General features: G+C 70.2%; 15 protein-coding genes, 1 tRNA gene and 4 pseudogenes. 4 read left to right on the top strand and 16 right to left on the bottom strand.

What is annotated here, in order from left to right; translation table 11 throughout:
• Window positions 1-29 precede the first annotated feature (29 nt).
• The 4 genes and pseudogenes from ACZ7FF_RS29370 to ACZ7FF_RS29355 form a co-directional block, all read right to left on the bottom strand.
• A pseudogene (locus ACZ7FF_RS29370) lies at window positions 30-296 on the bottom strand (ATP-binding protein); the annotation flags it as partial.
• Window positions 290-766 (bottom strand): ATP-binding protein, encoded by a 477-nt coding sequence (locus tag ACZ7FF_RS29365; protein WP_470815771.1) that lies wholly within the window; start codon window positions 764-766, stop codon window positions 290-292. The gene ACZ7FF_RS29365 and the pseudogene ACZ7FF_RS29370, both read right to left, overlap by 7 nt.
• Window positions 767-1,453: 687 nt before the next feature.
• Window positions 1,454-1,527: transfer RNA gene (locus ACZ7FF_RS29360), tRNA-Met, on the bottom strand.
• 162 nt (window positions 1,528-1,689) lie between these two features.
• Window positions 1,690-2,309 (bottom strand): annotated as a pseudogene (locus tag ACZ7FF_RS29355) (transposase); the annotation flags it as partial.
• A gap of 282 nt (window positions 2,310-2,591) precedes the next feature.
• On the opposite strand from ACZ7FF_RS29355, the gene ACZ7FF_RS29350 reads away from it, so the two are divergent.
• Entirely contained in the window at window positions 2,592-3,152 is a 561-nt protein-coding gene (locus ACZ7FF_RS29350) for a hypothetical protein (protein ID WP_470815770.1), read from the top strand.
• Window positions 3,153-3,366: 214 nt separating this feature from the next.
• Here the strand turns inward: ACZ7FF_RS29350 and ACZ7FF_RS29345 are convergent, their stop codons facing one another.
• Together ACZ7FF_RS29345 and ACZ7FF_RS29340 are read right to left on the bottom strand one after the other, a co-directional pair.
• Entirely contained in the window at window positions 3,367-3,570 is a 204-nt protein-coding gene (locus ACZ7FF_RS29345) for a cold-shock protein (protein WP_470815768.1), read from the bottom strand.
• A gap of 238 nt (window positions 3,571-3,808) precedes the next feature.
• Complete coding sequence (locus tag ACZ7FF_RS29340) at window positions 3,809-4,147, bottom strand: MerR family transcriptional regulator (RefSeq protein ID WP_470815766.1); 339 nt, start codon at window positions 4,145-4,147, stop codon at window positions 3,809-3,811.
• A gap of 1,527 nt (window positions 4,148-5,674) precedes the next feature.
• Between ACZ7FF_RS29340 and ACZ7FF_RS29335 the strand changes: the two genes are divergently transcribed.
• On the top strand, window positions 5,675-6,034 hold the full coding sequence (locus tag ACZ7FF_RS29335) for a hypothetical protein (RefSeq protein WP_470815764.1): 360 nt from the start codon (window positions 5,675-5,677) through the stop codon (window positions 6,032-6,034).
• Window positions 6,035-6,108: 74 nt separating this feature from the next.
• Window positions 6,109-6,832 (top strand): annotated as a pseudogene (locus tag ACZ7FF_RS29330) (transposase); the annotation flags it as partial.
• A gap of 126 nt (window positions 6,833-6,958) precedes the next feature.
• Here the strand turns inward: ACZ7FF_RS29330 and ACZ7FF_RS29325 are convergent.
• From ACZ7FF_RS29325 to ACZ7FF_RS29285, 9 genes and pseudogenes are all read right to left on the bottom strand, one after another.
• Window positions 6,959-7,285 carry an SCO5918 family protein gene (locus ACZ7FF_RS29325; RefSeq protein ID WP_470815763.1) on the bottom strand — a complete coding sequence of 109 codons (327 nt, stop codon included), beginning with the start codon at window positions 7,283-7,285 and terminating at the stop codon, window positions 6,959-6,961.
• 49 nt (window positions 7,286-7,334) lie between these two features.
• A complete protein-coding gene (locus ACZ7FF_RS29320) occupies window positions 7,335-7,736 on the bottom strand; it encodes a CBS domain-containing protein (protein ID WP_470815761.1) in 402 nt (133 codons plus the stop codon).
• 45 nt (window positions 7,737-7,781) lie between these two features.
• Window positions 7,782-9,278, bottom strand: coding sequence for a DEAD/DEAH box helicase (locus ACZ7FF_RS29315; RefSeq protein ID WP_470815759.1), 1,497 nt, complete (start codon window positions 9,276-9,278; stop codon window positions 7,782-7,784).
• A gap of 348 nt (window positions 9,279-9,626) precedes the next feature.
• Window positions 9,627-9,830 (bottom strand): cold-shock protein, encoded by a 204-nt coding sequence (locus tag ACZ7FF_RS29310; protein ID WP_014145516.1) that lies wholly within the window; start codon window positions 9,828-9,830, stop codon window positions 9,627-9,629.
• 395 nt (window positions 9,831-10,225) lie between these two features.
• Window positions 10,226-10,438, bottom strand: coding sequence for a hypothetical protein (locus ACZ7FF_RS29305; protein WP_470815757.1), 213 nt, complete (start codon window positions 10,436-10,438; stop codon window positions 10,226-10,228).
• 348 nt (window positions 10,439-10,786) lie between these two features.
• Window positions 10,787-11,029, bottom strand: coding sequence for a DUF5302 domain-containing protein (locus tag ACZ7FF_RS29300; RefSeq protein ID WP_363000282.1), 243 nt, complete (start codon window positions 11,027-11,029; stop codon window positions 10,787-10,789).
• 207 nt (window positions 11,030-11,236) lie between these two features.
• A pseudogene (locus tag ACZ7FF_RS29295) lies at window positions 11,237-11,601 on the bottom strand (DEAD/DEAH box helicase); the annotation flags it as partial.
• Between the two features lie 579 nt (window positions 11,602-12,180).
• Window positions 12,181-12,918 (bottom strand): FAD binding domain-containing protein, encoded by a 738-nt coding sequence (locus tag ACZ7FF_RS29290; protein ID WP_470815756.1) that lies wholly within the window; start codon window positions 12,916-12,918, stop codon window positions 12,181-12,183.
• Between the two features lie 503 nt (window positions 12,919-13,421).
• Window positions 13,422-16,070 (bottom strand): MFS transporter, encoded by a 2,649-nt coding sequence (locus ACZ7FF_RS29285; protein WP_470815754.1) that lies wholly within the window; start codon window positions 16,068-16,070, stop codon window positions 13,422-13,424.
• Between the two features lie 513 nt (window positions 16,071-16,583).
• Here ACZ7FF_RS29285 and ACZ7FF_RS29280 point away from each other — a divergent pair.
• The gene (locus ACZ7FF_RS29280) at window positions 16,584-17,093 is read left to right on the top strand and encodes a transglycosylase SLT domain-containing protein (RefSeq protein WP_470815753.1); all 510 of its coding nucleotides are present in this window, start codon (window positions 16,584-16,586) and stop codon (window positions 17,091-17,093) included.
• Between the two features lie 208 nt (window positions 17,094-17,301).
• Here the strand turns inward: ACZ7FF_RS29280 and ACZ7FF_RS29275 are convergent, their stop codons facing one another.
• Entirely contained in the window at window positions 17,302-19,017 is a 1,716-nt protein-coding gene (locus ACZ7FF_RS29275; RefSeq protein WP_470815902.1) for an SWIM zinc finger family protein, read from the bottom strand.
• Between the last annotated feature and the right edge of the window lie 642 nt (window positions 19,018-19,659).

Raw genomic sequence — 19,659 nt, 5'->3', positions numbered from 1 at the left:
GAGTGGGCGGGCCCGCAGCGTTGTCGTGGTCATCCGGGGAGGTAGGGGCGAATGGTAGTGCCGTCGGGGCCGGTGTGGACACGGACGAGGTCCGCAAGTGGGTGGACGAGTAGGAGCCCCCGGCCGCCGGGCTGCGTGGGATGGGACGGGCGGCGACCGGCCAGGGGATCGTTCAGTTGTCCGCTGTCGTGGACCTCGCAGACGATCCGGTCGCTCTCGGCCCCGATCCGCAGCGTGTCCGAGCCGACGCCGTGGACGACGCTGTTGGTGGTCAGCTCCGCCACCGCGCTCAGGAGTCGAGGCCGAGTTCGGCCCAGACCGTTTTGCCGGGGTGACCCGGGGTGACGCCCCAGCGTCGGGCGAGTCGGTCGAGGAGTTGGATGCCAAAGCCGCCGGGCTCGGTGTTCCCGGTGGCGCGTTTGCGGGGCCAGCGGTCGCTGGAATCGCTGACGGCTATGCGCAGCCACCGCCCGTTCCAGATGAGCTGGATCAGGGGCGGGCCGGAGCCGTGGCGGATGGCATTGGTGATCAGTTCCGAGACGAGCAGTTCGGCGGTCTCGATCATCCGGTGCCGGCACAGCGGCGGGCCGCCGAAACCTTCCACGCAATCGCGGACCCAGTGCCGGGCGGCCGTGATGCTCGCCGTGACTGCGGGGAAGCGCGTCTCGCAGGATGGGATGGTCGATTCGCCGTTCACGAGGTTCCTCCAGCGCGGGTGGCTCTGGGCCGCCGCCAACCGGTGCTCTGCGCAGCCGGTGGGAGCCATCTGCCGGGTTACCCATGCCTGCCCGGTGAACCATCTGTGTCTGCCGGGTGACCGGCAGATCCCGCGAAAGTCATCCGCCGACAATTCGACGGTGCCGGCGCATGCTGGGCGAGTGCGCTGAAGCCGCCTCGACGCCTTCGGTACCGGGATGGACGACGACACCAGGCGCACTCCCTCTGGGCATCACCGTGCTCGTGACCGTCTGGCACCGCATCAAGGCCGTCGGCTGTTCCTTCCGCCTCACCAACTATTGACGGCACCCCTGTCGTCCTCCGCTGTCGGGGACGCTTGAAATGTTTCAGCCGTCGCCGACACCTCCGCTACTGAGCGCGGGCACCGCATCGGCGCGAGGCGGCCAGCTACTGGGATCGCACCACTGATCGGGACGACCGAAAACCAGCCAGGAAACCAGCGATGCCCATGTCCCTCCTGTCTGGCCATGGTCGGCGGGGACTGATCCATCGGCGCATCCTGCCGGCAGGACGGCAGGATGCGCCGTGTAAACGGATTGCCGCCTTGTGTCAGAGCCACGATTCCGGGAGCACGGTGGCTGAGGCGGCGTACGGCCTCGGTGCAGCCCAGTGCGTTGACGCCTTCTGCGACCGCGGGGCCCTGTTCGCCGAGAGCCAGGTCCGAACCGGCACACACGCAGTGAAGGCCCGGTGGATGCCGGGCCTTCACGTTGAGTAGCGGGGACAGGATTTGAACCTGCGACCTCTGGGTTATGAGCCCAGCGAGCTACCGAGCTGCTCCACCCCGCGTCGGTACGGTGAACTGTACGGCACCGATCGGAATCGACCCAATCGACTTTCGCATGCGGTCGTCGCGCTGGCCGTCATCCGCCTGTGAACAAACAAGCAGACTCGTCGGACGAGCGAGCACCCCCGGAAGCTCGGTCGTGTCCCTTGACGTGGTGTAGGCGATCAATCGTCGGTCGTGTTGGTGGTGTTGGGGAGTGCGGGGGCTCTTTCGCCGGGCTCGGTGGGGTAGATCTGGTCCATGCTGCCTTCATGTAGGTAGCGGCGGGGGGAAGGCGATCCACTCGTCGTGCATCTCGAAGAGCACGGCGGTGACCAGCCACAGGACGGCGTCGTCGTTGGGGAAGACCTGGACGACGTCGACGCGGCGTTTGATCTCGCGGTTGATCCGCTCCAGCGGGTTCGTGGACTGAATCTTCTTCCAGTGCCGTTCCGGCGGCGACCGTGTCGAGCTGGTTGCGGACGGCGTCCTGGTCGGGCTGGGCGAAGATGGTGCGGATGGTCGCGGCGACCATTTCCGCGGCGTCCTTGGGGATCACGCCGAAGACATTGCGCAGGAAATGAACCCGGCAGCGCTGGCAGGCCGCGCCGATCATGACCTTGCGGATCGCCTTGACCAGGCCCGAGTGGTGATCGCCGAGTACGAGCCGGACACCGCCCAGGCCGCGTTCGCGCAAGTGACGCAGGAACTGGGTCCAGAACACCTCGGTCTCGCTGTCGCCGACCATCACTCCCGGTACCTCGCGGCCGCCGTCCTCGGTGATGCCGGTGGCGATCACCACGGCCCAGCGGCGTCGCGGGACACAGCTTCTCGGCCTCCCCCGGGCTCCTGGGCGTCACTGGCAACCATGCGGTCATGCTAGGAAACCTCACCCGGACACATGGCGGGAGGTCGGTCCAGAACAGAGCCACGTCGCCGGGCCTGAGCCGGTTCTCCACCGTGGGAACTCCTGCCCCGTTGACCTACCGCCAATTGGGCCTGCCGAAGCCGAGTAGAACGGCTGGTCCTGGGCACGATCAGGGCTTACGAACGGGCATCTCCGCTCGCCTACGCGCAAGGATCGCCGATGCTTCCTGAGGTCCGCCCCTACGTATCCACCGCGCTCGCAGACCAGTTGGAACACCAACTGGACCTGGCTCCGCATCTCGAGGCGGGCCAGCTCGATGTGGAGGGCGTCGCCGGCGTCGCAGTGGTCGCAGCCGCCCACTCCGATGGCTATGCGGCCACCGGCCATCTCCTCGGGCTGCTGGCCGCGCTGCCTGCCCCCACCGCGGCAGGAGAGCACTTCTGGTCGGACCTGTGGAGGTCTTCGGGCACCGCGTACCTGCTGCCCGTCAACATCAAGGATCCGGTGCTGCGTTCGCTGGCAGGAGAGGGAGCTGCCCTGGCCCGGCAGATCCTCTCGGCCGTCGATGAGATGACCCCGCCCCAGCGTTCCGCGGCCGGGGAGGTGATCGGTCAGGCCCTCGTCGAGTCCGACCATCTGCCCGACCTCAAGACACAGGTCATCGGAGAACTGTGGCTCCGAGATCTCGAGCTCACCGCCTGGCGCGTCCTGCACGCAGACCGCAGGTCGGACGATCCGGCTGGACGGAAAGCCTTCCTCGACGCCTGGACGAGCGTCTGAACGTCGGCTCCTCCGAGCGGCACGGTAGCCGCGCCAGACACGCGGCTCCCGTGCCCGACGACGCTTGCCGACTGAGGTCAGGAAGGTTCAAGCCGAAGTGGCAGCGGCCCCGGGCCCCCTGATCCTGCACCGGCCCGGCGCGACAGCAGGCAGGCCTGCACGGGCGGCGGCCACCTGACGCGGCGTGCGCGATCCCTCGAGCAGGTCTGCGAGGTCAGACCAGGTTGATGTTCTCGGCCTGCGGACCCTTCTGGCCCTGGGTGACGTCGAACGTCACGGCCTGGCCCTCCCGGAGCTCACGAAAGCCGGTGGAGTTGATCGCGGAGTAGTGCGCGAAGACATCCGGGCCGCCGCCGTCCTGGGCGATGAAGCCGAAGCCCTTCTCCGCGTTGAACCACTTCACAGTTCCCGTTGCCATGTCTCATGCCTTCCAGTCGATGAACGCCTCCCACTCCATGTGGCAGACGGAGGTGATCGTCCTGGTCCCTGCGGCACAGCACAGCAAAACGCCCACACCAAAGGCGCGGGCAGGGAATTCCGAACCACGACAGCTGACGCAGACGCTACACGCCCACACACCGGGTCACCACAGGAAATGATCACGCCACACGAGACCGTGCGTGCGGTGCCCGCCGACGCTGACGGGCACGCTCATCTCATGCTGCTGCCGTCGGGTTCGCTGATTCGGCGGCGCGGCGGTATTCGGCGTTGAGGCGCTGGGCTTCCTCGAGCTGGTCTTCAAGGATGACGATCCGGCAGGCGGCCTCGATAGGGGTCCCGTGGTCGACGAGTTCCCGGGCGCGGGCGGCAACGCGCAACTGGTAGCGGGAGTAGCGGCGATGTCCGCCTGCGGAGCGCAGCGGGGTGATAAGGCGGGCTTCGCCGATGGCCCGGAGGAAGCCCTGTGTGGTGCCGAGCAGTTCGGCGGCCCGGCCCATGGTGTAGGCGGGGTAGTCGTCGTCATCGAGACGGCCGAACGTGTCGTCTGCTGTCATTGCACCTCTCTGTGGAACGCGTGGAGGGGCCCTGGCGCCGTACTGGCACCAGGGCCCCGAAGGAACTAATACACCATCTGCCGGCCCTGATACTGCACCGGCCTTCTGTTTCCGCAAACCCGACCGAGACGCTGTCGGGGGCGCGGGGATCGCGGTTGCTTGACCGGAGACCACCTCACTATCGATGTCCTGCGGTACCCGGGGCCAAGAATTCCGCCCGGGCGATCCTGATGGCGCTCGGCTCCTCCGTTCTTCCCTCTTGATCAACTACTCACTGACGGAAACTGCGAATCGCTGGTACTGCAAACTGCTGGTGACCTCGAACAGCGCCACTCTTCGGCAGCCAGCCCCGTCGCCCGTCCTGCGTCTGCTCTGGCTTAGAACCCACTGCCGAATCACCCGGTGCGCGCGCCCGCAGCCGACGCCTTCACCGAGGTACTGCTCAATGACCTCACTGCTGGGTATTGCGAACTTGCACTTACCCGTACTGCCACTGCGGTACTGCTCGTGGCGGCCCCTGATCACTGCGGGCCACCCGGTCCGGTCGTCAGTCCCGTCGCCGTCCTACAACCGCTCTGGCTTCGGAACTCCACCACCGCACCGTCATGCGAACTGCAACTGCTGCACTACCGACCGGCAGTTCATGTCTGCCGGTCCTCGCTCGATCTCGGCTACGAGAGAAACCTTAACCACACCGCAGCCCAATGTCTACTCTGGCCGACATAGATTTTCGCGCACTCGAAGACGAGGCAATCCGCCTCGACCGGTCCATGGCTGGTCCAAGCAGCTCCGAGGCTCAGTCCGGCGCTCACAGTGACCCACCGCCGCGCAGCACGTCGGGCTGAGCGTGACGTCGCCGACTGCGCCGCGGCCATCGTCGGCGGGCACCGGTCGGCACTGCGTCTGCGAAGAACACCGCCGATCGCGACGGACGCTTCCAGCCGTGGCGCCCCGCACATCGGCCGTTGACGGGCGCGGCACGAGGTCTGCGCCGCCCTCGACGATCCCGGGATGATCGAGCAGCTCGTGGAAGTGTCCATTCGGATGCCGCGATCCGCGGGTCGACGCTCCTACTGCCGCCTCAGCGCCGTGACCACACCCGACCCGGCGCTCCGGGCGCCGACCGGCGCGGCGCGTCGACCGCGATTCTCAGCCCCCTCCGGCGAGCACGGTGGCTCGGGTGGGTTGGCGGGCGGGGCGCAGGGTCGGGTAGGCAAGGGCCGGGCATGAACGATCCGGAGACGAGGGTGACCCTGATGACACAATGTCCGTCAACGCCACAGCTGCCCCGTTCCACGCGGCCGTTGCCGACACACGCGATACCGCACAAGCGATCATCGAAGACCTGCGGCAGCCGAACGACAAGCAGACCAATGCCGCCTCGAAGCACGCCCCTGGCTCGCAGCCGCCGCACATGCGCACCCCCGGCCTGTCGTGCGGCACCAGGGGAGCCGCATGCACCCATCTCGCCCGGTTGCGCCCTCGTCCAAGCCGCCCGGGCGGGCCGGTTGCATAGAATCCGATCCCATGCCGAAGCCTGACGAGCTGCTCGTTGCGATAGCCGCCCTCGTGGAGTCCGGGGAGAGCAATCAGATGTCCCTGACCGTGGTCACCAGTGGTGCTGTCATCACCGGTCGGCTGGCTCCGGAAGCCATGTGGAGGCAGAGGGTGTCTGAGGTGCTGACGGACTCCGCCGACCTGGGCGAGTTCGCCGCCGTCTTCGACACCCCCGCGAGGAAGGACGGACCGTCCACGCATCTGCATTTCCACGTCGCCCGGATCCTGCAGGGGGCGGTGGGGATCCCGGAGACAGGCGGGATGTACCGCGTCGCGATCGAGGACGTCAGTGCCTGGACCGTGGGCGACTTCAGCTACTCCGACCACTGACTCACCGGCCCACAGTGAGGCCCCACCGGCACGCTTCCGTTCCAGTGGTACGTCGCAACACCGCAATTCAAGGGATGGACTTCGAGATCCGGAAGGATCGGCGTCCTCAGGGGCCCAGGAGGTCGGACCCTGAGCGGGAAGAATACCTTCGGCTCGTGGATCTTGGAGGAGCGAACACGGAAGCCTGCCGGATCATCTGCATCAACCGCCGCACCGGCAAGCGTCGGCTCTACGGCCGGCAGGCATCCGCGAGGTACAGGGCAGCCTCGCCCACCGTGGTCACGGGGCTGCCCGGGCAAGCGCCCGAACCCCCGGCTCGCCCTGAGGAACCCGTCGGCCCGTCGCGCTGCCGCACCGAGGCGACCGCATCCACATCGCCGACCGGCTCCGGGAGAAGGCGTCAGTCCGGGCCATCGCAGCCGAGCTTGGCCGCAGTCCCTCCACCGTAAGCCGGGAGATTGCCGCAACCGTACGCTCATGCCCCACGGCGGACGGTCCTACCGTCCGAACGCCGCCCAGCGCCGCGCGGACGCCCGCGAACCGCGCCCCAGGCCCGGCAAGATCGCCCAGAACCCCAGGCTGCGGGACTTCCTCCGGGACCACGTGACCCGGCGGTGGAGCCCGGAGCAGATCTGCCACGCTCTACGGGCACGCCTCCCCGACCAGCCGGAGATGCACGTGGTCCACGAGACGATCTACCAGGCGCTTTACGACCAAGGCCGCGGGGAACTGAGGTGCGAGCTGACCCGGGCCCTGCGGACCGGACGCGCCACCGAACTCAACAGCCGCCCACGCAGAACACTCGACTGGGAGACCCCAGCCGAGCGTCTGTCTGAACTGCTCGCGGCTTGATCAACTCACCGCGGTGTTGCTACGCCCCCTGGAATTCGCCCACGCCGGTGGGGCCTCACTGCTCTGTTCGGCTCACACCTGTCCGTACGTCAGGCGGACAGGCAGAGTGCCGAGCGTTGCGGAAGCCGGCTCGTACCGGTCGGCCCGGGGCGCAGATGCGGCGGTAGGGCGGGGGCGGCAGGTGAAACCGAGTTGGGTCATGGCCCTGAGGACCTCGCCGGTGCTGAAATCACGGCGGTCCTGGCGGGTGATGACCTGGCCGACCTGCTTGGCGGGGTAGTGGCGTCGTCCGATGATGACGAACTCTCCGGTGACCAGCTCGGGTGTGACGCCCTTCATCGATTCCACCACGCCGCTCTTGGTCAGGTCGAACGGGAAGCGGGCGATGACACAGCGCATGATGCCTCCAGGGGGAAGAGAAGACGGGGCGGGTAGGGGTGAGGGCGGTTCAGCGGGAGAGGGCGAGGACGCCCAGAGCGTTGCCGTGTTCGTCGGCCACGGGCGGGGCCCCGAGCCGGCGGCAGCGCGTCGCACGCTCGGCTTCGGCCCTCGTGGCCAGCGGCGACGCGAAGGGCCCGATGACGTCGGCGATGTCACGCAGGCGGATCCGGTCCGTGTATCCGGAGCCGTCACGAACGGCCGTGAGCCGGTCCCGGGTGACCAGGCCGGTGCCCATACCGTCCTCGTCGCAGACGACCAGATGACCTGTACGGGCGGCGGCCATCACGGACAGTGCCACCTCCACGGTCATGTCCTCCCAGACCTGCGGTCCGGCCGCGTCCGCGGGATCGGCTGCCGTCTGCACGGCGTTGGTACGTGTTGAGCGGAGCTGCGTCTGGTCCAGCGTCAAAGGGTGCCTCCTGCGAAGTTGGGCGGGCTTCCTGACACGAAGGTTCTATGCCGCTGCACCGGCGGTGGACTGCCGTACGGGCGCACGGCGGGCCGCCGAGACGGGACGGCGCCGACCGCGTGAGGTGGCGCCGCGCTTCTTGGGGCGTTCGCCCACCGGTGCGGTGATGACGACCGGGATGCCGGAGGGGGCCTGGGCGCCGGTGATGCGGTGCAGGGCCTCTTCGCCGACGCGGACCTGGGTGGTCTGCGGGACGATGCCGGCCGCTGCCATGAGGCGGGTCATACTACGGCGCTGGTTGGGGGTGACCAGGGTGACGACGCTGCCGGACTCTCCTGCGCGGGCGGTACGGCCGCCGCGGTGGAGGTAGTCCTTGTGGTCGGTCGGCGGGTCGACATTGACGACGAGGTCGAGATTGTCGACGTGGATGCCGCGCGCCGCGACGTTGGTCGCCACCAGCACGTTGACGTGTCCGGTCTTGAACTGTGCCAGCGTGCGGGTGCGCTGTGGCTGTGACTTCCCGCCGTGCAGGGCGGCGGCCCGTACCCCGCTGTTCAGGAGGTGCTCGGTGAGGCCGTCGACGGCGTGCTTGGTGTCGAGGAACATGATCACGCGGCCGTCGCGTGCGGCGATCTGGGTGGTTGCCGCGTGCTTGTCGGCGCCGTGAACGTGGAGCACGTGGTGCTCCATCGTCGTGACCGCGCCGGCCGAGGGGTCGACGGAGTGCACGACGGGGTCGCTGAGGTAGCGGCGCACGAGCAGGTCGACGTTGCGGTCGAGAGTGGCGGAGAACAGCATGCGCTGGCCTTCGGGGCGGACCTGGTCGAGAAGGGCGGTGACCTGCGGCATGAAGCCCATGTCGGCCATCTGGTCGGCCTCGTCGAGGACGGTGATGGAAACCTGGTTCAGCCGGCAGTCGCCGCGGTCGATGACGTCTTTGAGGCGTCCCGGTGTGGCGACGACGACCTCGGCGCCACCGCGCAGCGCGCTCACCTGCCGGCCGATCGGCATTCCGCCCACCACCGTGGCCAGCCGCAGCCTCACGGAGCGGGCGTACGGGGCGAGCGCGTCGGTGACCTGCTGCGCCAGCTCACGCGTGGGTACGAGGATCAGCCCCAGCGGCTGCCCGGCCTCGGCGCGCTGCCCGGCCGTACGGGCCAGCAACGCCAGCCCGAAAGCGAGGGTCTTGCCGGAGCCGGTGCGGCCACGGCCCAGTACGTCGCGGCCGGCGAGGGAATTCGGCAGGGTCGCGGCCTGGATCGGGAAGGGTACGGTGACGCCTTGCGAGCTGAGCGCGCCCAGCAGCGCCCCGGGCATGTCGAGATCGGCGAAGCCCTCCACGGCGGGGAGCGCGGGAGTGATCGTCCTGGGCAGCGCGAACTCCCCCTGGACCGCGGCGGGCCGGCGGCCGTAACCACCGGAACGGCTCGACCCGGCGGAAAGGCTCCTGGCCGACGAACCGAATCGGCTGCCACCCCTTCCGGATTCGGCACTGCCCTTACGGGTGCGGGTGAAGCGGTCGTTCGTGCGTGTGCGGTTCATGCGGAACCTTCCTCGATGCGGCACATATCAAGGAATTCCCGCAGCGATCAGCAGCACAGAGAATTGCAAGAATGGACCGATGGAATACGAAAGCAAATCTGGCCGACGAAAAATCCGTACGGGCACAGGGAGCTGGAATGAGTGGCTCGAAGCGGAGGCAATGTTCGGGAGTCCACCGCGACGAAGCCACGAAGGGATGGTGCGCCCCTGAGGGCTGCACCGTATGCGGTGCACCTTCGGGTTTCCCAGTTGTCGTCCGCTGGCGAAACCACTGCGGGAAAATGCGAGCAGCTGGGGCCCGCACCCCGAAGGATGCGGGCCCCAGCTACAAGTACGCGACAGTCAGCGTCAGGCGAGAACGATGTTCTCGGCCGTCGGGCCCTTCTGGCCCTGCGCGATGTCGAAGGTCACCTTCTGGCCCTCCAGCAGCTCGCGGAAGCCCTGGGCGGCGATGTTCGAGTAGTGGGCGAAGACATCAGCGCCGCCACCGTCCTGCTCGATGAAGCCGAAACCCTTTTCCGCATTGAACCACTTCACGGTACCAGCAGCCATGTCATTTCTCCTTTGGGGGGTGCATCGGGATCCGCACTGCGCGGACCCCGTGTCGCCGCGATGATCACCCCGCCCGGAAAAAGACCGGATAACAAAAGTGCCTCCAGCGGCACAGGCGCCGCCCAGAGGGCACTTGAAGTCTTGGGAACCACAACTGCAACTGAGATCGACAGTAGCACGCCGCAGCGGCCTGTGTACGGTGAAGAATCCCACCCAACTTAATGCGATAGAGAATCTGTCTGCCCGTCCAGTTGAAACCTCAGCTCGCGGGCACAGATTTTGACCCAGCCGGAGCGCAACGTTTCGGGAAGTTTTGGGGGCGCGCCCCACATAGGGGCTGCTCCCCCAAAAGATGGCGCGGGCGGGCGTGGAGATCAGGGTGGTTCCGGCAAGCGTCACGGCCCGTCTCGGGCACACGCACGCGAGCGGCCATATCGAAGACCATCAAGGACCAGACCGTCGATCAGCTCGGTGGAAACAGCAGCATCCCGGTGCGGCAACGCCGTGACACGAGGAAACGGCGGCTGACGGGTCAGTACCTGACCCTCGACGTCCTTCACCAGCGGGAACGCGGTCTGAAGCAGGCGGTGCAGCTGGTCTTCAGCCATGCCTTCGTGGAAGAGACGGTGCTGCGGCCCCGCCGTACGAGCCTCAGGCCCGGACGGCGAGGACTGACGACAGCCGCAGTCGTTTTGACAGCGGTACAGGGGCACGCAAGGTGCGCGACAGCGGCCGCGTACCCTCGGACAAGGCAGTGCCCTCATCGCGGAATTCCAGTTCGGCGGCGCCACCGACCCGAGCCAACCGCATCTGGGCCATTCCCCCAGACAAGTCCCCCGGCTATGCCCCGCCCGCGACGCGCGCACGGGCATGCGCACGTCGCGGGCCACTGCACGGTACGCGCGACTGGATAGCGCGAGTGCCGGTGAAGCGGTTAGATCGCGGAACTCATCGACTCAGCCGCCGCTCTTGCGCCTGAACGACCGCTGGCTCGCAGCCGGGCCGTGCGCCGAACGCACCTTTGATGCATCGGACTTGGCGGCCACATCAGCGGCATCCGCCTGCACACCGCGCTTGCGCGCCAGGGCTTCGCGGAACTTGCGCTTGAGGTCGTAGTTGCCGTCGCTGTCCGGCTCCAGAGGGGACGTCTCGGGGGCAGCCGGCTCCGAACCTTCCGTAGATACGGGCTCTGCGGTCATGGTGACCTCCTGGGTTCGGGGGGGGTGGGCAAGCACAGCTTGTCATGCCGGGCGCAGTGCGAGCGTCGGCAACATCATCCTGCTCCGTTTCGGCGGGCATCCCTCTCGCGGCCAAAGGCGTTGACTTCGTAGGTGATGCACACAGGACGGCTTCGGGTCGGGCCGAGGGTTGTCGATCCCGTGGCCAGGCTGCCAGGGCAACGGCTCTCAGCCGTTGCGATGCACGAGGGCGGTCCTGCGGGCCTCGGCGAGCTTGCGGGCCTCGCCCGCCTCTCGGGACCTGCCGCAGGCGCCTCGGGAGGGCCCTTGCTGGTGCCGAGGCTGCGGAAGGGAGCATTGCTGTTCTTGGGCCGGGGGACGGCGGGCCCGCCGTCGAGCGGGATCCCGGAGGGAGCCTTGGCGCCGGTGATCCGGCTCAGCTCCGCCTCGCCCGACCGCACCTTGGTGACGGTCGGCTCGATGCCGGCCCCGCCCATCATGCGGCTCGTCTCGCGGCGCTGGCCCGCCAGCACGAACGTGACCACGCTGCCGGACTCACCGGCGCGGGCGGTGCGGCCCGCCCGGTGCACATAGCCCTGTCGCAGCTTCCGCGACCATGAACAGCCTGCGGACGCGAAGCCCGTGCGCCCCTCGGCGGGGGCAGGCATCGCCTCAGACGCCTCCCGGAGCGTTCGGCTTTGCAGGGGCGAAGGTTATGACTGTTGGTCGCCAAGGGCCAGGGCCGGATTTGCCGAGCACTCGACGCGGAGGGCGCAGGGAGGAGAACCCAGGGGCAGCGGTGCCAACGCCGGAGCTGCAGCACACCCGCCCGGAAGCCCCCGCCGACGGCGCCTGTAGGAGCTTGCCGTCGAACGCAGCTCTCACCGGCGCTCTCACACGTCTGTCACCAACTACGTCGACTCCCCTGGACCGCAGTGCCTGACCTGCTGTTACGCACCCGCCCTGGACTGACGTGGACGCCCGAAGACGGTCTCTACAACCTGTGCCAGGTCGTGCCCAGTGAGGGAGCCAGGATCAGGACGGGGGCCTCTTCCGGCCCGTCGAAGCGGTATTGCAGGGTGTTCGGTGGTGTCTCGCTCACTCGTCCGACCCTCTCATGTCCCGCGGGCCCTCGCGTGGCCGGGGGGAAATCGGCGGCTTCCGTACGGGTCTCAGCTCCCCAACGCGCGCCGGTCCGCGCGGGGACCCGCCAGGAGCGCGGCGACCTGGGTGCGGACGACGTCCCGCGCGGCGTCGGGCAGGTCACCGACGGCCGTGGCGCGCAGGGCGTGCAGGGTCTCGTCGGCGCCCGCGCCGCACGGCACCTCGGCGCCGGTCACTTCGCAGCCGTCGCGTACCGCGATCCGCAGACGGCCGCCGCCCTCACCGGCGTGCACCGCCGAGGCGACGACGAGGGGCGGCGGTCCGCCCGCCTCGGCGGGCAGTTTGCGGTACGCGCAGGCGACGGGCTCGCGCCAGCGCAGCCGGGGCAGGACGGGACGCTTGGCCACCAGCTCGGCCAGGTCGGTCTCGTGGACGCCGTCGGGTCCCAGCACCGTCGCCCGGGCGTCCAGGGCGAGGGCCGCGGGCAGCAGACAGCGCAGCGTGCTGCCGACGAGGTTGCCGCCGACGGTCGCCGTGCGCCGTACCGCGCCGGTGCCCACCGAGGCGGCGGCCAGGCGCAGCACCTCCGGGACCCGCCCGTCGATCCGGTGCAGGACGACCGCACCGCCGACGGTCTCCCGCCCCAGCACGTTGGCCTCGGGCAGGTTCCGCAGCGACATGGCGAGTTCGGGAAAGCCGTCCCGCTGCCAGGCGGCCCACACGAGGGTCGCCCCGCCGACGGGCACCGCCCCCTCCGCCAGGCATTCCCGCGCATCGGACACCGACGTCGGCAGACGCAGCAGCACGGCGGCCTTCCTTCCTCGGGCGGCGGCGAAGGCGGTGGGCGACGCTCCGGCCGTCCCACCGCCTGACGGAGTTTTCTCGCCGGTGCGGGGGCGCGTACAGGGCTCACACGAGCACACGGCCGGTTCTCCTCCCGGTGGGGCGCACGACCGGCGGCAGGGCACCCGGGCCGACGTCCGCCACTGCGCCCGGATTCAGCAAGTGCCTTGCGTGGAAGGCCCGTTCACCAACCGGACCCGCGCCGGTCGGCGTCGTCGGTCCCCGGAATCCAGGGCGGCCCGAAGTCCGGGCTCACGGGTGCGCCCCGGCCGGTGCCGCGCCGGACTCCAGCGCGCGGGGCGGTTCCTGAGATCACCGTGCCGCCCCCCGGCGACGGGGCGTGAGGGACGGGGGCGTGCCGGTGCCGGGACGCGAGGGGCCGCGGCCGGACATGCGAAGTGCGGACGGCGTCGGCCGTCCGCACTGCGCATGTGGTCCCCGGGCTCGGGGCCCGCGGTGGTGCCCGCTAGCGGGTCTCGTCCTGGTGGGACAGGTCGAGGTCGAAGCCGGCGACGCCGCTGCCGTCGAGGCGGACGGACGAGGCGACCGGCGCGTAGCCGCTGGCGATGACGGTGTACTCGCCGCCGTCGAGGTCGGTGAACCCGTAGGCGCCGTCGGAACCGGTGACCGCCGTGCCGACGACGTTCCCGGCCGAGTTCAGCAGCGTCACCTTGGCCTCGTCGAGCGGCGCGCCGGTGGCGGAGCGGACCACACCGTTCAGCCGGGCACCCGGTTCGAGGCGGATCGCGAGGGGCTCCACCGCTCCCGGGGCGACCTCGACCGGAAGGGCGGTCGGGCGGTAGCCGGACGCGTTCACCGCGACCGTGTAGCTGCCGGGCACCAGCTCGGCGAGCACGAAAGCGCCGTCGGCGGCCGAGGTGCCGGTGGAGACGACCTCGCCGCGCACGTCGGTGGCGACCAGCAGGGCCCCGGTCAGCGGCTGCCCGCCGACGGCGTCCAGGACGGACCCGGTCAGGGCGGCCGTGCCGCTGAGCGCGAGGTCGCAGTCGACCGGCTCCTCGCCGACGACCACTGTGACGGCCTGCGGCTGCCGCGCACCGGCGGCGCCGATCAGCACGTAGGTGCCGGGGGCGGCGACGGACATCGCGTAGGTGCCGTCCACGCCGCTGACGGCGCGGCCGAGCTGGCGTCCGTTGACGTCGATCAGGGTGATCACGGCCTGCGGTACGGGCGCGCCCGTACCGTCCAGCACCCGGCCGCGTACGCCGTGCCGCAGGGCGGAGGCGTGCACGGGCTCGAACCTGTCGGTGCCCGGCTCGGTCACGAGCTGGACCCCGGCGGCGGCCATTTCGGCGGCGGGCTGGAGTCCGGCGGCGGCCAGTTCGGCGGTGGGCTCGGGTCCGGCGACGGCCTGCTCGGTGGCGGCGTCCGCGGCGGCCTCGGGCGCCGAAGCGCCGTTCTCCTCGGCGGCCCGCGCCTCCAGTCCGGAGACCTTGCGCAGCGGCACCTCCTTGGTCCACACCGCGACGAGGAAGCCGAGGACCATCACGGCCGCGGCGATGATGAACACCAGGTGCATCGAGTCGGTGAAGCCGACCTTGAAGGGCTCCGCCAGACGCGGGTCGAGCTGCTGGATGAACGAGGAGTCGTCGAGCACGCCCGAGCCGCTTCCGCCGCCCGCGTGGGGGTGCTTGAACATCTCCAGCACGGGCCGGTTCACGGGGTTGGCGCGCACGGCCGGGTCATGGAGCGCGGCCCGGAACGCGGGCGTCTCGTACGCCGACCGGAAGGCCGAGCTGATCTTGTCACCGACGGTGCTGAACAGCACGGAGAGGAAGATCGCGGTACCGGCGGTGCCGCCCATCTGACGGAAGAAGGTGGCCGACGCGGTCGCCACACCCATGTCCTTGGGCTCCACCGCGTTCTGCACGGCCAGGGTCAGGATCTGCATGCACCCGCTCAGGCCGATGCCGAACAGCGCCATGTAGGCCATGGTCTCCGGCAGCCTGGTGTCCCACTCGACCCGGTAGTGGAACAGCAGCATCGCCGCGATGATCAGCGCGGAGCCGATGATCGGGAAGACCTTGTACTTGCCGGTCTTCTGGATGATGCGGCCGACCACGATGGTACCGGCGATCATGCCGACCATCAGCGGCAGCATCAGCAGGCCGGACCTGGTGGGGCTGACGCCCTTCACGATCTGCAGGTACAGCGGAACCATCATCATTCCGCCGAACATGCCCATGCCGATGAGGACGGAGAGCAGGCTCATCTTGCTGAACACCGAGCTGCGGAACAGCCGCATCGGGATCAGGGCCTCCTCGCCCATGGCCCGCTCGACGAAGACCCAGGCCACCAGGCCGACCGCACCGACCGCGTAGCAGACGTAGGCCCTGGTGGAGGTCCAGCCCCACTGCTGGCCCTGCTCGGCCACCAGCAGCAGCGGCACCACGCCGACGGCGATCGTGACCGCGCCCCACCAGTCGATGCGGTGCTCGCGCCGGATGTGCGGGATGTTGAGCACCTTGGCGACGACGAAGAGCGCGATGATGCCGACCGGCACGTTGACCAGGAACACCCAGCGCCAGCCGGCGATGGCCAGGATGCTGCTGCGGCCCGCCAGGAAGCCGCCGATCAGCGGGCCGAGCACGCTCGACGAACCGAACATCGCGAGCATGTAGCCCTGGTAACGGGCCCGCTCGCGCGGCGGCACGATGTCACCGATGATCGCCAGCGCCAGCGACATCAGGCCGCCCGCGCCGATGCCCTGGAACGCCCGGAAAGCGGCCAGCTCGGTCATCGACGTGGAGAACGAACAGGCCGCCGAGCCGACGATGAAGATCGTGATGGCCGCCAGGAAGAAGGGCTTGCGGCCGTAGAGGTCGGACAGCTTTCCGTACAGCGGCGTGCTGATGGTGGAGGTGATCAGGTACGCGGTGGTGACCCACGCCTGCGCGCTCAGTCCGTGCAGATCGTCGGCGATCGTACGGATCGAGGTGCTGACGATGGTCTGGTCGAGGGCCGCAAGGAACATCCCCAGCATCAGGCCACTCAGGATCGTCATGATCTGCCGATGCGTCAGCCTGCCGGCCGGTGGTGCCGACGCCGGTATCGCTGCGGGTCCCCCGCGGGCCGGGGACGCGGACGTGGTCATGCGTGCAAATCTCCTTGCCTCGCCTCGCCCCCCGGGCACTGCCCGGCTCCGAGGCTCCTGTACGGGTGTCCACCACGTGGTCTTCGAGGAGCTTCAGCCCCGTTCCGATCATGACGCACGTTCTGTTGCTTGCGGCTACCAACTGAGTGTAGGTCCTGAGCGGAGGGACCGTGTCGCCGAGAGCCCCGGAACGGCCCTCAGGGGCCTGCCCGTGTGACGCCACCCATAGGAGGCGGATCACGTCCTAAAGAGGGCCGTAGTCCAGGAATGCCCTGAACTGCGAATGAACAGCACTATTGGCGCCATTCCGGACATTGCTCCGTAGTCGGGTAGTACGTCACATCGTTGCGGCCCGGTCCGCCGGCCGCTAATCATGGCTGTCGTCGCCGCGGGCCGGTCATCGGGTCGCGGCGGATCCCTGGAGGGTCTGCCCGTGGATTGCGGGTGCCCCACGCCGCCGTGATGGTTCGCGGCCGGCACTGACGTGTGTCCCCTACGGAAGGTTGTTCTCGCATGGCCATGACCACCCGCACCCGCATCGCCCGTATCGCCCTGACCGGTCTCGCCACCACGGGCGCGGCAGCCGCCGCGATCACGATGATGCCGGCGAGCGCGCAGGCGGCCGAAGCGACGCAGGTGCACGCCTCCTCCGTGGTCAGGGCCTCGAACGACACCCACGCCTCCGCCGCCAAGGGCGCCTACGCCAACAACCTGGACGGCTGGATCAAGCAGTCGCTGAGCATCATGAAGGCCAAGGGCATCCCGGGCAGCTACGCGGGCCTCAAGCGCAACATCATGCGCGAGTCCGGCGGCAACCCCGACGCGCAGAACAACTGGGACGTCAACGCCAAGAAGGGCATCCCCTCCAAGGGCCTGCTCCAGGTGATCGACCCCACCTTCAACGCCTTCCACGTGGCCGGCACCGCCCACAGCATCAAGGACCCGGTCGCCAACATCACCGCGGCCGCCAACTACGCCGCCCACCGCTACGGCTCCATCGACAACGTCAACTCCGCCTACTGATCGGTGGGTGAGGACAGGGCGACCCCCGCCTCCTGAGGCGGCGCACTCCCCCGCACCACGCCGGTGCCCGCAGCGACGACCGCTGCGGGCACCGGCGTTCCGCCTTCGCGCGCAGGGCTGGTCCGTCCACGACGGGGACCCCGGGGTGTCCCTCCACGACGGGCGCCCCAGGGCGTGACGGATCCCACGTCCGTCCGCCGGGCGTCGATCAGGCGTCGTCCAGGGTGCCGAGGCCCGTGAGCGCGCCCACCGGGTCCAGGTCCGGGGTGCCCCGGGGCCACCAGTCGTCATGTCCGGGCTCCGACTCGTAGGCGTACCACAGACCGTCGTGGCCCAGACGGAGCTGGACGTGACCGCGAGGGTGGGTGAGCCGGTTGCGCCAGGGGCGGAACGCGGGAAGGTCCGCGGCGAGCAGCAGCGGCCGGGCCCGGTCGAAGCGGCCCGCCGGCGGGTCCCACGGCTCCTCCAGTACGGCCAGGCCCTCGACACCGCCCTGCCGCCAGGCGGCGACGGCCCGCGCGAGGTCGGAGGGGGTGCGGCCGACGGCCGTGGCGAGCGTGGAGTGCAGCGCCCGGGTCGCGGCGGTCAGGCCGGAGCCGGGGCGGGCCGCGGCGAGGCGCACCGCGTCCTGCCACAGGCTCAGTGCACCGACCGGGTCGCGCCCGGTGCCGAGCAGCGCGTGCGCACGGGCGGCGGCGTCGGTCGCCAGCTGGTCCAGCGCGAACGGGTCCGGGCCGCCGGGCGCCGCCGGATACGCCGGGGGCTGCTCGGGGTGCGCCGGCACCGGCAGCGGCGCGGGCAGCGGCGGGAGCGCACGAGGGGCGAGGGCTTCGGTGGCCCGCACGCCGGGCAGGGCCTCCGGCTGCCGCTCCTGGGCGGCGCGGGCCGCGCGGGCGGCGCTGCGCCGGGAGAGCGCGTCGAGCAGCTCCCGCTCGCCGCGGCCGCGCAGCAGGAGCAGTACGAAGGGGTCGGCGTCGAGCAGGCGCGCGGTCTGGTAGCACAGGGCGGCCGCGTGCTTGCAGGGGTGGCCGGAGTCGGGGCAGCTGCAGCGCGGGACGAGATCGCCGGGGCCGGGGAGCAGCGGCACCCCGCAGTCGGCCAGGGACTGGGGCAGCTCCTTGTCGAGCAGCGCCGCGATGTGGCCCGGCCGGTCGGCGGCCGCGTCCAGGAACCGCGCCCAGTCCTCGTCCGGGAGCGTGCGGACCCGCACTTGTACGCGGTAGGGGCGGGGGCGGCTGCCGCGGACGTACGCGAGCACCAGTCCGGGGGTCACCGTGATCGCGTCTACATGGCCCTGGTCGGCATACCCTCGCCCCCGCACCAGCCGCTTGGCGTCCAGCGCGCCCCGCTCCAGTGCCTCCACCCACGCATTGCCCCACCAGCTCGCCGCGCCCCCCGCCTTCGGAGCGAACGCCGGGAACGTACGCCGGAGTTCGCCGTCCCGATGGGGCGTACCCATCGTGACCGGCACATGCGGAGCCACGGGCACGCGGTCGGCCTCGGGCGTCCGGACGGGGGTGTCGCCGGGGGTGGCGGACGGCTCGGTGGGGATGGTGCGGTTGCCCCGGGCGGCAGTTGATTCGGCAGGGCTGGCGGGGTGGCGGCCGGGGGCGGCGGTTGATTCGGCAGAGGTGACCGGGTCGCCAGGGGTGGCGGTTGATTCGACAGAGGTGACGGGGTGACGGCCAGGGATGGCGGTTGATTCGGCAGAGGTGACCGGGTCGCCAGGGGTGGCGGTTGATTCGACAGGCGTGACCGGGTCGCCAGGGGTGGCGGTTGGCCTGGCCGGGGTGACGGGGTGGCCAGGGGTGGCAGACCGCTCGTCGCCGGTGGCACGGGCGCCCGAAGCGGGAACCGGCTCGGCACGGGTGGCACGGTCGCCAGGGATGGCAGGCCGCTCGGCAGGCGTGGCGTGACCGTCCATGGCTGCGGCCCGCTCGGCATGAGGGGCGGGGGCGCCGGCCGGGGCGGCGCTTTCAGCGGCATCCCCAGGAACGGCTGCGGATCCGGCGGCTGCAGCGTGCCCGCCAGGAGGATCGGCCGACTCGGCACGGGAGGCACGGTCGTCCGGGGCGACAGCCGACCCGGCACGGGAAGTACGACCGTCCGAGGAGGCGGCCGACCCGGCACGGGAGGGACGGTCGTCCGGGGCGACCACCGACTTGGCACAAGGAGCACAGCCGTCCGAGGCGACCACCGACCCGGCACAAGAAGCACCGTCATCCGAGGAGGCAGCGGGCTCGTCCGTGGCCCGGGGTGGCTCCTGCTCCTGCTCCGAGGCGTCCTGCCAGGACGGCATGCGGAAGGCGGTCGCCAGGTAGTGCCGCATCTCCTGGGCCGCCTTGGCGCGAACGGGGCTCGGGGGCTGTCCGGTCGGGAGGGAGGGGCGGGGGCGCTCCGGTGCGCGGGCGGGGTCCCGGGACTCGGTCGGCTCGGTGCGCAGCGCTTCCCGGCGGGCCGCGCGCAGCGCCTCGCGGGCGACGTCGCCGGGGCGCCTGCCTGCCCCGCCGGGCCGACCGGCCGGTGTGACGGAGCGCGCGGGGTCGTCGGGTTCCTCGTCCCCGAT

Source organism: Streptomyces sp. NPDC037126 (assembly GCF_055605965.1).
The sequence above is the reverse complement of the archived record's forward strand: the minus strand, read 5'-3'. Positions and strand labels throughout refer to the sequence as shown.